Annotated in this window: 10 protein-coding genes and 1 tRNA gene; 2 read left to right on the forward strand and 9 right to left on the reverse strand. The window is 69.7% G+C overall.

The genetic code is table 11. From position 1 onward, the window contains the following. Position 1: 1 nt before the first annotated feature. From AAIL17_RS17910 to serC, 7 genes are all read right to left on the reverse strand, one after another. Positions 2 to 77: transfer RNA gene (locus AAIL17_RS17910), tRNA-Gly, on the reverse strand. Positions 78 to 114: 37 nt separating this feature from the next. Beyond that, positions 115 to 729 carry a CDP-diacylglycerol--glycerol-3-phosphate 3-phosphatidyltransferase gene (pgsA, locus tag AAIL17_RS17915; RefSeq protein WP_424684188.1) on the reverse strand — a complete coding sequence of 205 codons (615 nt, stop codon included), beginning with the start codon at positions 727 to 729 and terminating at the stop codon, positions 115 to 117. A 50-nt stretch (positions 730 to 779) separates the two neighbouring features. Beyond that, entirely contained in the window at positions 780 to 2,606 is a 1,827-nt protein-coding gene (gene uvrC, locus AAIL17_RS17920; RefSeq protein ID WP_424684189.1) for an excinuclease ABC subunit UvrC, read from the reverse strand. A gap of 66 nt (positions 2,607 to 2,672) precedes the next feature. Next, positions 2,673 to 3,446, reverse strand: a complete 774-nt coding sequence (kdsB, locus tag AAIL17_RS17925) for a 3-deoxy-manno-octulosonate cytidylyltransferase (RefSeq protein ID WP_424684190.1) — start codon at positions 3,444 to 3,446, stop codon at positions 2,673 to 2,675. Positions 3,447 to 3,545: 99 nt separating this feature from the next. After that, the gene (gene aroA / locus AAIL17_RS17930; RefSeq protein WP_424684191.1) at positions 3,546 to 4,871 is read right to left on the reverse strand and encodes a 3-phosphoshikimate 1-carboxyvinyltransferase; all 1,326 of its coding nucleotides are present in this window, start codon (positions 4,869 to 4,871) and stop codon (positions 3,546 to 3,548) included. Next, positions 4,868 to 5,956, reverse strand: a complete 1,089-nt coding sequence (pheA, locus tag AAIL17_RS17935) for a prephenate dehydratase (protein ID WP_424684192.1) — start codon at positions 5,954 to 5,956, stop codon at positions 4,868 to 4,870. The genes aroA and pheA overlap by 4 nt, the downstream gene beginning before the upstream one ends. 45 nt (positions 5,957 to 6,001) lie before the next feature. Further along, positions 6,002 to 7,087, reverse strand: a complete 1,086-nt coding sequence (gene serC / locus AAIL17_RS17940; RefSeq protein WP_424684193.1) for a 3-phosphoserine/phosphohydroxythreonine transaminase — start codon at positions 7,085 to 7,087, stop codon at positions 6,002 to 6,004. A gap of 152 nt (positions 7,088 to 7,239) precedes the next feature. Here serC and AAIL17_RS17945 point away from each other — a divergent pair, with 152 nt between their 5' ends. Then, positions 7,240 to 8,376, forward strand: coding sequence for a GNAT family N-acetyltransferase (locus AAIL17_RS17945; RefSeq protein ID WP_424684194.1), 1,137 nt, complete (start codon positions 7,240 to 7,242; stop codon positions 8,374 to 8,376). Next, on the forward strand, positions 8,373 to 9,095 hold the full coding sequence (aat, locus tag AAIL17_RS17950) for a leucyl/phenylalanyl-tRNA--protein transferase (protein ID WP_424684195.1): 723 nt from the start codon (positions 8,373 to 8,375) through the stop codon (positions 9,093 to 9,095). The genes AAIL17_RS17945 and aat overlap by 4 nt, the downstream gene beginning before the upstream one ends. Positions 9,096 to 9,107: 12 nt before the next feature. Here the strand turns inward: aat and AAIL17_RS17955 are convergent, their stop codons facing one another. Both AAIL17_RS17955 and ispG read right to left on the reverse strand, forming a co-directional pair. Beyond that, positions 9,108 to 9,941 carry an HD-GYP domain-containing protein gene (locus AAIL17_RS17955; protein ID WP_424684196.1) on the reverse strand — a complete coding sequence of 278 codons (834 nt, stop codon included), beginning with the start codon at positions 9,939 to 9,941 and terminating at the stop codon, positions 9,108 to 9,110. Between the two features lie 146 nt (positions 9,942 to 10,087). Next, entirely contained in the window at positions 10,088 to 11,347 is a 1,260-nt protein-coding gene (gene ispG / locus AAIL17_RS17960; protein ID WP_424684197.1) for a flavodoxin-dependent (E)-4-hydroxy-3-methylbut-2-enyl-diphosphate synthase, read from the reverse strand. Positions 11,348 to 11,747 lie beyond the last annotated feature (400 nt).

Consider the following 11,747-nt stretch of genomic DNA (forward strand, 5'->3'; position numbering starts at 1 on the left):
CTGGAGCGGGAAACGAGACTCGAACTCGCGACCCCGACCTTGGCAAGGTCGTGCTCTACCAACTGAGCTATTCCCGCATCGGAGCCGCGCATTTTAGCGGCGAAAACGAACCCGTCAAGCCTCTGCGCGCTTGTTGGCGCCGGGCTGCTTCGGCGGGTCGCCGCGCAGCATCGGCCACGCCGCGCGCAGGTAGTGCATGCCCGACCAGATGGTCAGCGCGCCGGCGATCACCAGCAGCCCTTCGCCGATGTGGTACAGCCGCAGCGCCTCGGCTTCCTTCTCGTGCTGCACGATCAGCACCACCAGCGCGACCATCTGCATTACGGTCTTGAGCTTGCCGATGAAGGCGACCTTGACCGTGGCGCGCATGCCGATCTCGGCCATCCACTCGCGCAGCGCCGAGATGCTGATCTCGCGGCCGACGATGATCGCCGCGGTGATCGCCATCAGGATGCCCGGCCAGCCGCCGCGGTGGGCCTCGACCAGCAGGAACAGGGTCACCGCGACCATCAGCTTGTCCGCCACCGGGTCCAGGAAGGCGCCGAACGCCGACGTCAGGTTGAGGCGGCGCGCCAGGTAGCCGTCCAGCCAGTCGGTGATGGCGGCCAGCAGGAACACGATCGCGGCCGTGAAGTTGTGCCCGCGGAACGGCAGGTAGAAAACCACCACCATCACCGGCAGCAGCGCCACACGGAACAGGGTCAGCCAGGTGGGGAGGTTGATGCGCATCGTCCTTTCCGTCGGTTGCAGGTTGTCAGTGTCGCACGGGAGATTGCGGGCTATCCGTGCAAGGTGGCGTAAATGCGTTCGGCCAGGCCGCGGTCGATGCCCTTGATCGACGCCAGTTCCTCCACGCCTGCCGCCTCCACGCCGGCCAGGCCACCGAAGGCCTTGAGCAGCGCCGCGCGGCGGCGCGCGCCGATGCCCGGCACGTCTTCCAGCACACTGCGCTCGCGCGCCTTCTCGCGCCGCTTGCGGTGGCCGCTGATGGCGAAGCGGTGGGCCTCGTCGCGCACGGCCGCGACCAGGTGCAGCGCCGGCGAGGCCGGGCCGGGATGGATCTCGCGCCCGGAGTTGGCCAGCACCAGGGTTTCCTCGCCGGCGCGGCGACCCGGGCCCTTGGCCACGCCGACGACGTTGATGCCTTCGACGCCGAGTTCGGCCAGCACATCGAGCGCCTGCGCCACCTGCCCGCCGCCGCCGTCGATCAGCAGCACGTCGGGCTTGGCGCCCTCGCCTGCCGCCACCTTGCGGAAGCGTCGGGTGAGCGCCTGGTGCATCGCCGCGTAGTCGTCGCCCGGCGTGATGCCGGCGATGTTGAAGCGGCGGTAGTGCGATTTCTCCGCGCCTTCCGGGCCGAACACCACGCAGGAGGCGACGGTCGCCTCGCCCATCGTGTGGCTGATGTCGAAGCACTCGATGCGGCGCGGCGGCTCGGTGAGTTCGAGCAGCTTCTGCAGGTCGTCGAAGCGCGCGCCGAGCGTCTGCCGGCTGGCCAGGCGCGAGGTCAGCGAGGCCTGCGCATTGCGCTCGGCCATCTGCAGGAAGCGCGCACGTTCGCCGCGCACGCTGGACTTGATCTCCACCGTGTGGCCGGCCTGCTCGCACAGCACCTGCGCCAGCAGCGCCTGGTCGGGGATCGTCTCGCACAGGATCAGCTCGCGCGGCACCGGCCGCTCCAGGTAGTACTGGGCGATGAACTGGGCGAGCACGTCGGCCGGCTCGGCATCCAGCGCCAGGCGCGGGAAGAAGTCGCGCGTGCCCAGGCTGATGCCGTTGCGGAAGAACAGCACGCTGACGCAGGCCATGCCGCCCTCGATGCGGCAGGCGATCACGTCCATGTCGGCGCTCGCGCCCTGCACATGGTGCTGCGCCTGCAGCTTGCGCAGCGCGGCGACCTGGTCGCGCAATGCGGCGGCGCGTTCGAAGTTGAGCTCGACGGCGGCCTTTTCCATGGACGCGGCCAGCTCATCGATCACCGCGCTGCTGCGGCCTTCCAGGAACATCTGCGCATGGCGCACGTCGGCCCCGTAGTCCTCCACCGAGACCAGCCCCACGCAAGGTGCCGTGCAGCGGCCGATCTGGTGCTGCAGGCACGGCCGCGAGCGGTTGCGGAAGTAGCTGTCCTCGCACTGGCGCACCTTGAACAGCTTCTGCATCAGGTTGAGGCTTTCGCGCACGGCGAAGGCGCTCGGGTACGGGCCGAAGAAGCGGCCCGGCAGGTTCTTCGCGCCGCGGTGGAAGGCCAGTCGCGGGTAGTCCTCGCCGCCGGAGAGGTAGATGTATGGGTAGCTTTTGTCGTCGCGCAGCAAGATGTTGTAGCGCGGCTTGAGCGACTTGATGAGCTGCGACTCGAGCAGCAGCGCCTCGCCCTCGGTGCGCGTGACGGTGATCTCGCAGCGCGCGATCTGCGAGACCATCGCGTTGATGCGCGGTTCCATCCGCGGCTTGAGGAAGTAGCTGCCGACGCGCTTCTTGAGGTTGCCCGCCTTGCCCACGTACAGCAGCTCGCCGTCGGCGTCGAAGTAGCGGTAGACGCCGGGCGAGGTGGTCAGGGTCTGGACGAAGGCCTTGCCGTCGAACGGCGGCGTCTGGGGCGAGGGCATGGACGTGATTCTAGCCGTTCCGGCGTGGATCGCCGTGACCGTTGGCCGAACAGGCAGTTGTAGGGTTTACGGCTGGGTCGAGAGCCAGCGCTCCGCGCGCTCCACGTCGGCTTCGGTATCGATGCCGGGCGGGAACGGCTCGGGGGTCAGCCGCACGGCGATCGGGAAACCGTGCTCGAGCACGCGCAGTTGTTCGAGCGATTCCGCCTGCTCCAGCGGCGTGCGCGTCAGGCCGGTGTAGCGGCCGAGGAAGCCCGCGCGGTAGGCGTAGATGCCGATGTGGCGCAGGAACGGCACGCCTGCGGGAAGCGTGTCGCGGTCGGCGGCGAACGCATCGCGCGCCCAGGGCAGCGGCGCGCGGCTGAAGTACAGCGCGCGTCCGTCGACGCTACGCACCAGCTTGACCACGTTGGGATCGAACAGCTCGTGCGCGTCGGTAATCGGCGTGGCCAGCGTCGCCATCGGCGCGTCGTCCTCGGCCAGCGCGCGGGCTACTTCGCGGATGCCGGCCGCCGGCGCGAAGGGTTCGTCGCCCTGCAGGTTCACCACGATGGCGTCATCCGCCCAGCCGTAATGGGCGGCCACTTCGGCCAGGCGGTCGCTGCCGGAGGCGTGGTCGGCGCGGGTCATGCAGACGTCGACGCCCTGCCCGGCCAGCGCCTCGGCGACGCGGTCGTCGTCCACCGCCACCACGACCTGGGACGCGCCGGCCTGCAGTGCGCGTTGCGCCACGCGCACGACCATCGGCACGCCGCCGAGCGTGCGCAGCGGCTTAGCCGGCAGGCGGGTGGAGCCGTAGCGGGCGGGGATGGCGACGATGAAGGGCGGGACGTCGGACATGGCTCGAGGCAACGGGGAAAGCGGCGAGCCTAGCACCTGGACGGCGAGCGGCGGCAGGCGATCAGGCCGCGACCGGATGGATGTCTTCCCCGGACGCCGTTACGCGCGCGCCAGCGCGAAGCCGCAGCCGTTGGCCAGTTCCATGAAACCGGGGAAGGAGGTGGCCACGTTGCTGCAGTCCTGGATACGCACCCCGCCACGCGCGAGCAGGCCGGCGACCGCGAAGCTCATGGCCACCCGATGATCGCCGTGCCCTTCCACCGTGCCGGAGTCCAGGGTACCGCCGGCAATGGCGGCACCGTCGGGCGTTTCCTCCACCTGGATGCCCAGCGCGCGCAGACCGGCGGCCATGCTGGCAATGCGATCGGATTCCTTTACGCGCAGTTCGGCCGCCCCGCGGATGACAGTGGTGCCATGCGCGGCCGCGGCGGCCACGAACAACGCCGGGAACTCATCGATCATGTCCGGCACCAGCGCCTCGGGCAGCTCGATGCCATGCAGCGGCGCGTGGCGCACGCGCAGGTCGGCCACCGGTTCGCCGCCGCTGTGGCGCTCGTCGAGCACCTCGATGTCGGCGCCCATCAGGCGCAGCGCCTGCAGCAGGCCGGTGCGGCGGGGGTTGAGGCCGACCGCGCGCAGCAGCAGGTCCGAACCGGGCACCAGGCTGGCGGCGACCAGGAAGAACGCCGCCGAGGAGAAATCCGCCGGCACCTGCACGTCGGTGGCGCGCAGTGCATGGCCGCCGCCGAGGCGGGCGCGGCCGGGCGCGAACTCGACCGGCCAGCCGAACGCGACCAGCATGCGTTCGGTGTAGTCGCGGGTCGGATGCGGTTCGAGGATCTCGGTGTCGCCCTCGGCGTACAGGCCGGCCAAGAGCAGCGCGGACTTCACCTGCGCGCTGGCCACCGGCAGTTCGTAGCGGATGCCGCGCAGGCGCTGGCCGCCGTGGATCTGCAGCGGCGGCAGGCCCTCGCGGGTGTCGATGCGCGCACCCATCCGGGCCAGCGGTTCGGTGACGCGGCGCATCGGCCGGCGCGAGAGCGATTCGTCGCCCACCAGCGTCGAGTCGAACGCCTGACCTGCCAGCAGGCCGGCCAGCAGCCGCATGCCGGTGCCTGCGTTGCCGCAATCCAGCGGCCGGTCGGCGCGGCGCAGGCCGTGCAGGCCCACGCCATGCACCAGGCGCTCGCCCGGCGCGGGCGTCTCGATCGACACGCCCAGTTGCGCGAACACCGCCGCGGTGGCCCGGGTGTCCTCGCCTTCCAGGAAGCCGCTGATGCGCGAGTCGCCCTCGGCCAGCGCCGCAAGCATCAGGGCACGGTGCGAGACGGACTTGTCGCCCGGCACCGTGAGCGTGCCGCGCAGCGGGCCGGCCGGGCGGCTGATCCAGTCCAGCCGTCCGGCGGCGTCGGAAGCGCCGCTCACGGCAAGGCCACCGGATAGGAGCCGAGCACGCGCACCTGCGTGGCGACCGGGCCCATGTCCGCGAGCGCGGCCTGCAACGGCGCGTCGTCGATGTGCCCGGAGACGTCGATGAAGAACGCGTACTGCCACTTGCCGGTGTGTGCCGGCCGCGACTCGATGCGGTTCATGCTCACGTTGTGTTTGGCGAACGGGCTCAGCACGTCGTACAGCGCGCCGGGCTTGTCGTTGACGGTGATCAGCAGCGAAGTGCGGTCGTTGCCCGAGGGCGGAAACAGCGAGCGGCCGATCACCAGGAAACGCGTGGTGTTGTCGGCGCGGTCCTCGATGCCTTCGGCGAGCGGCTTGAGGCCGTAGACCTTGCCGGCGGTGCGCCCGGCGATCGCGGCGGCATCGTCGGCGTGCCGCGCCAGGCGCGCCGCCTCGGCGTTGCTGCTCACCGCCACGCACTCGACGTCGGGCAGGTTGATGCGCAGCCAGGTCTTGCACTGCTGCAGCGACTGCGCATGCGCGAACACGCGCCGGATATCGCCAAGCGTGCCGGCCTTGGACAGCAGGCACTGGTGCACGCGCAGCTCGATCTCGCCGCACACGCGCGCCTCGGAGGTGAGGAACATGTCCAGCGTCACCTGGATCATGCCCTGCCCCGAGTTCTCCACCGGCACCACGCCGAAGTCGGCATGCCCGGCGGCGACTTCCTGGAACACCTCCTCGATGCTGCCCAGCGGCAGGCCGTAGGCGGCATGGCCGAAGTGCTTGCGCACCGCCTGCTCGCTGAAGGTGCCCTCGGGGCCGAGAAAACCGACCTTGAGCGGATCCTCCTGCGCCAGGCACGAGGACATGATCTCGCGGAACAGCCGCACCATCTCCCCGTCGGAGAGCGGCCCCTTGTTGCGGTCGACCACCATGCGCAGCACGTGCGCCTCGCGCTCGGGCCGGTAGTAGTCGATCGCCGACAGGCCCTCTCCCTTGACCCGCGCGACCTCCTGCGCCCAGTTGGCGCGCTCGGAGATCAGCTCCTGGATCTGGCGGTCGATGCTGTCGATGCGCTCGCGCACCTTGCCCAGCGATTCCTTAGGGTCGGTCATTCGGGTGTCCAGCGGTATAGAAGTCCAAACGGTAACAGGTAACGCTCAGCCGTGGCGACGTGCGAAGTCGTGCATGAAGGCGACCAGCGCCTCGACCGCCTCCAGCGGTACGGCGTTGTACAGCGACGCCCGCATGCCGCCGAGCGCCTTGTGGCCCTTCAGCGCGAGCAGGCCGGCGGCCTCCGACTCGGCCAGGAAAGCCGCGTCGAGGGTGCCGTCGCGCAGGGTGAAAGGTACGTTCATGCGCGAGCGCGAGGCCGGCTCGACCGGATTGCGGTAGAAGCCGTCCGAGCCGTCGATAGCGCCGTAGAGCAGCGCCGCCTTGGCGCGGTTGCGCTCGCCGATCGCGGCCAGCCCGCCCTGCCCCTTGAGCCATTGGAAGGTGAGCCCGGCCAGGTACCAGCCGAAGGTGTTGGGCGTGTTGAGCATCGAGCCGGCCGCGGCGTGTTCGGCGTAGCGGAAGATCTTTGCCATCGGCCGACCCTGCCGCGCCAGCAGGTCGCGGCGCACGATCATCAGCACCAGCCCGGACGGACCGATGTTCTTCTGCGCGCCGGCGTAGATCAGGCCGAAGCGGCGCACGTCCAGCGGACCGGACAGGATGTTGGAGGACATGTCGGCCACCAGCGGCACCTCGCCCGTGTCCGGCACGTCGTGGAACTCGACGCCGTGGATGGTCTCGTTGGGCGTGTAGTGCACGTAGGCGACGCGCGGGTCCAGCGCCCAGTCCCGGCGTGGTGGCAGGTGCAGGTAGCCGTCGGCCTTGCTGCTGGCAGCGATGTTCACGCGCAGGTAGGGCGCGGCCTCGCCGGCGGCCTTCTCGCTCCAGTGGCCGCTCAGGACGTAGTCGGCCGAATCGTCGGGGCCGGCCAGGTTCATCGGGATCTGCGCGAAGTGCTGGGTGGCGCCGCCCTGCAGGAACAGCACCGCGTAGTCGTCCGGCACGTCGAGCAGCTCGCGCAGGTCCGCCTCGGCCTGCTCGGCCATGGCGATGAAGCGCTTGCCGCGGTGCGACTGCTCCATCACCGAGGCGCCGCTGCCGTCCCAGTCCAGCAGTTCGCGCTGCGCCTGCTCGAGCACCGCCTGCGGCAACGCCGCCGGCCCCGCACTGAAGTTCCAGACCCTGCCCACGTTGCGCGTCCAAAGTTGAGGAGCTGGCATTATGGCGCGGTGCAACATGGCGCCGTCAAATGATCTTTCGCGCCGTTGCGCGCTTGGGCCTGGGCGCGCAAGTTCGCTAGTCTTGGCGCTTGCGTCTTTCGCCAAGCCCGCCTGCACCGTCGATGCCCACCGCCCGCTTCCACCCTGCCATCGCCGAGTTGCCCGCGGCGACCTGGGACGCATTGGGAGGGACCGCCAACCCGTTCGTTTCGCACGCCTTCCTGCATGCACTGGAGCGCACCGGCTGCATTCGTCCGGAGTGGGGCTGGCAGGCGCATCACCTGGGTCTCTACGAAGGCGATCGCCTGGTGGCCGCCGCGCCGCTGTACCTCAAGGGCAACTCGCACGGCGAGTTCGTGTTCGACTGGAGCTGGGCGAGCGCCTGGGAGCGCGCCGGCGGCACCTACTATCCCAAGCTGCTCAACGCCGTGCCCTACTCGCCCGTGCCGGGGCCGCGGCTGCTCGCCGGGCACGGGGCGCGCGCACCGCAACTGCGGCAGGCGCTGGCGGAGGCCATCCGCACGGAAACCGAGCGCCTGGGGTTGTCCTCGGCGCACGCCAATTTTCTCGACGACGGGGAACTGGAAGCGTTCGGCAACCACTGGCTGACGCGCTCGGACGTGCAGTTCCACTGGCACAACCGCGGCTACCGCGATTTCGACGCCTTCCTCGCCACGCTCAAGCCGAAGAAGCGCAAGAACATCCGCCAGGAGCGCGCGCACGTGCAAGCCGCAGGCCTGGACATCCGCATGCGCGGCGGCATCAGCCTGGATAACGGAGACTGGCGACAGATCCATGCGCTCTACGAGGCGACTTTCGACGCCAAGGGCAACCATGCGGCGCTGACGCCGGCGTTCTTCGAGGCGCTGGGCGGAATGGGCGACAAGGTACAGGTGGCCTGTGCGATGGACGGCGCGCGCATCGAGGCGATGGCGCTGTTCCTGCAGAGCGACACCACGCTCTACGGTCGCTACTGGGGCGCCTGCATCGAGGTGCCCGGGCTGCACTTCGAGCTGTGCTACTACCGCGGCATCGAGCACGCGATCGCGCACGGCCTGCAGCGCTTCGAACCCGGAGCGCAGGGCGAGCACAAGCTCGCGCGCGGCTTCGTCCCGGTGCGCACGCATTCGCGCCACTACCTCGCCCATCCGCAGTTCCGCAAGGCGGTGCGCGAGGCGCTGGTGCACGAAGCGGATGCCATCGACGCCTATGCCGCCGAGCTGGACGAACACGCGCCCTACGCCGGGGCCTGCCGGTGATCCGCCTGCCGCTGCTCGATCCGGCCTCGCCCGAGCGCTTTCCCGATCCGCGCCACGCGCTGGCCGAGCCGAACGGCCTGCTCGCCTTCGGCGGCGACCTCTCGCCGCGGCGGCTGCTGGCCGCGTACGAGCGCGGCATCTTCCCTTGGTTCAACCCGGGCGAGCCGATCCTGTGGTGGTCGCCCGACCCGCGCTGCGTGTTCGACACGGCCACGCTCAAGGCCAACCGCAGCCTGCGCCGCTCGCTCGCCGGCAAGGACTGGCGGGTGACCGTCGACGAGGCCTTCGTGCGCGTGATGCGCGCCTGCGCCGCGCCGCGGCCGGGCCAGCAAGGCACCTGGATCGGGCCGGAGATCGTCGACGCCTATGCCTCGCTGCACACCCAGGGCCATGCGCACAGCGTGGAAGTGTGGGAGGGCAGCGAACTGGTCGGCGGGATCTACGGCGTGAGCGTGGGGCGGTTGTTCTGCGGCGAGTCGATGTTCAGCGCACGCAGCGGCGGCTCGAAGCTGGCGCTGGTGGCGCTGGCCGGCTTGCTGCGCGAGTGGGATTTCCCGCTGCTGGACGCGCAGGTCAGCAATCCGCACCTGCTCGGCCTGGGCGCGCGCGAGATCCCGCGCGAGGCGTTCCTGGCCGAGCTGCGGCGGCTGGCGGCGCAGCCGTTCGATGCCGTGCACTGGCGCAAGGCCGGGCCACGGGCGGCGGCCGATTGCCTGTAGCCGCGGCACGCCTCAGGCGTGCGCGCTCTCCATCGGCACGGTCGCATCGACCAGGCCCAGCGCCTTGATCGGGTGGTAGTTGTCGAGGAACAACTGCACCAGTTGCGGATCGAGCTGGCTGCCGGCGGCATCGCGCAGGTAGGCGAGCACCTCGTGCTCCGGCCACGCCGGCTTGTACACGCGCGGGAAGCTCAGCGCGTCCCACACGTCGACGATGCTGAAGATGCGCGCGGCCAGCGGGATCTCCTCGCCGCGCAGCCCGCGCGGATAGCCGGTGCCGTCCCAGCGCTCGTGGTGCGCGTAGGGGATGTCGGTCGCCTTGCGCAGGAAGTCGACCTGCTCCATCAGCTCGCGGCCGATTTCCGGATGCCGGCGCATGTGCGCCATCTCGGCCTCGTCCAGCTTGCCCGGCTTGATCAGGATGGCGTCGGGAATCGCCAGCTTGCCGATGTCGTGCAGCAGCGCGCCGAACTTGAGCGCCAGCAGCGCGTCGTCCTGCATGCCGGTCAGCCGCGCCAGGCCCATCGCCATGCGCATCACGCGGTCGGAGTGGTCGCGGGTTTCCTTGTGGCGGATGTCCATCGCAGAAACCAGCACGCGCAACGCCTGCTCGTGGCCATGCACCAGTTGCCGGTTGATCGCGGCCAGGCGCTTGAGGTCGCGGCCGATCAGCCAGTACAGCATCAGGCCGGTCAGCAGCACGAACAGCCAGCCCTTGGCGCTCTGCGCCCAGATCATCTGCGTGCGGTTGTGCACCACCAGCGCGAGCGCATGGTCGGACAGCCAGATCCACAGGGACGCCAGCGTGACGTAGAGGAACGCAATGCGGAACTGCGCGCTGGACAAACCTTCACTCCTGGCCGAAACGGCGGGGGAGCCATTCTTCCGCGGCCCCAGGCCACTGTCGACAGACTGTCACGCGCCTGAATAAGCAGACGTGAAACACGTGAACCAGCGCACACTTCGTTGACCCGACCGCCGCCGGGCCGGCCTCAACCGGTGCGCGCGGCGTACTTGCGCGCCACGTAGTCGTCGAGGATGTCGACGAACTCCCCGGCGATGTTGTCGCCGCGCAGGGTCATCGCCTTCTCGCCGTCGATGAACACCGGGGCCGAGGGCGCCTCGCCGTTGCCGGGCAGCGAAATGCCGATGTTCGCGTGCTTGGATTCGCCCGGTCCGTTGACCACGCAGCCCATCACCGCCAGGGTGAGGTTCTCCACGCCGTCGTACATCACGCGCCATTCGGGCATCTTGGCGCGCACGTGCGTCTGCACGGTCTTGGCCAGTTCCTGGAAGAACTCGCTGGTGGTGCGCCCGCAGCCCGGGCAGGCGGTGACCAGCGGGGTGAACGCGCGCAGGCCCATGGTCTGCAGCAGTTCCTGCGCCACGATCACCTCCTGCGTGCGCGAGGCGCCCGGCTCAGGCGTGAGCGAGATGCGGATGGTGTCGCCGATGCCTTCCTGCAATAGCACCGCCAGCGCCGCCGCCGAGGCGGTGATGCCCTTGGAGCCCATGCCGGCCTCGGTCAGGCCCAGGTGCAGCGCGTAATCGCAGCGGCTGGCCAGGTCGCGGTAGACCGCGATCAACTCCTGCACGCCGGAGACCTTGCACGAAAGAATGATGCGATCACGCGGCAGGCCCAGTTGTTCGGCACGTGCGGCCGAGTCCACGGCCGAGCGGATCAGGGCCTCGCGCGCGACCACGCCGGCGTCCCACGGCTGCGCGCGCTGCGCGTTCTCGTCCATCAGTGTGGCGACCATGCCCTGGTCGAGCGAGCCCCAGTTGGCGCCGATGCGCACCGGCTTGCCGTACTGGATGGCCTTCTCGATGATCGCGGCGAACTGGCTGTCCTTCTTCTTGCCAAAGCCGACGTTGCCGGGGTTGATACGGTACTTGGCCAGCACTTCGGCGCAGGCGGGCTCGGCTTCGAGCAATTGATGGCCGTTGTAGTGGAAGTCGCCCACGATCGGCACGTCCACGCCCATCATCGCCAGGCGCTCGGCGATGCGCGGCACCGCTGCCGCCGCGGCCGGAGTGTTCACCGTGATGCGCACGATCTCGGAGCCGGCGCGGGCCAGTTCGGCGATCTGCTTTGCGGTGCTGGCCGGGTCTTCGGTGTCGGTGTTGGTCATCGACTGCACCACGATGGGTGCGCCGCCGCCCACCATCACTTTTCCCACGCGCACGCCCACGCTCGGGCGGCGCTGTGCCGGGCCGGTCGCGCGCGGCTGCTGGGGGACGGAATCGCTCATAGATGTCGGACTTGGGGGTCGCGCCGCGCTTGCTGCGGCAATGCACAAGAATACCACCCGCGAGGAACGCGCCTTGGCTCCCTCTCCCCTCCGGGGAGAGGGTTGGGGTGAGGGGCGGGGGCTCGCGGGGAGGTTTGCTTTGTCTGTCGCTCTTGCGCAGCGTCTCCGCGACTTGGCTCGCCTGCCGCGGGCTTCCGATCGCCTGACGGCGCTCGGGTCACTTTTCTTTGCTGGCCCAAAGAAAAGTAACCAAAAGAAACGGCCTGCTCAGCACGGGGTGAGATAAGAGCTAGGTGCCGCCTCGCCTTGATGGGTACGCGCCTGCTCATAGAGGAGCTGCCGCCGCTTTACCTTCGGGCGCTCGGGAGTTGAGGCGAGGGAGGCATGCCGTGTGTTTGAC

Source organism: Frateuria sp. YIM B11624, from assembly GCF_049727805.1.
In the GTDB taxonomy this organism is placed as follows: domain Bacteria; phylum Pseudomonadota; class Gammaproteobacteria; order Xanthomonadales; family Rhodanobacteraceae; genus Frateuria_A.

Coding starts and splice junctions, on each gene's coding strand:
- pgsA (WP_424684188.1), bottom strand. CDS start 729: ATGCGCATCAACCTCCCCACCTGGCTGACCCTGTTCCGTGTGGCGCTG.
- uvrC (WP_424684189.1), bottom strand. CDS start 2,606: ATGCCCTCGCCCCAGACGCCGCCGTTCGACGGCAAGGCCTTCGTCCAG.
- kdsB (WP_424684190.1), bottom strand. CDS start 3,446: ATGTCCGACGTCCCGCCCTTCATCGTCGCCATCCCCGCCCGCTACGGC.
- pheA (WP_424684192.1), bottom strand. CDS start 5,956: ATGACCGACCCTAAGGAATCGCTGGGCAAGGTGCGCGAGCGCATCGAC.
- AAIL17_RS17945 (WP_424684194.1), top strand. CDS start 7,240: ATGCCCACCGCCCGCTTCCACCCTGCCATCGCCGAGTTGCCCGCGGCG.
- ispG (WP_424684197.1), bottom strand. CDS start 11,347: ATGAGCGATTCCGTCCCCCAGCAGCCGCGCGCGACCGGCCCGGCACAG.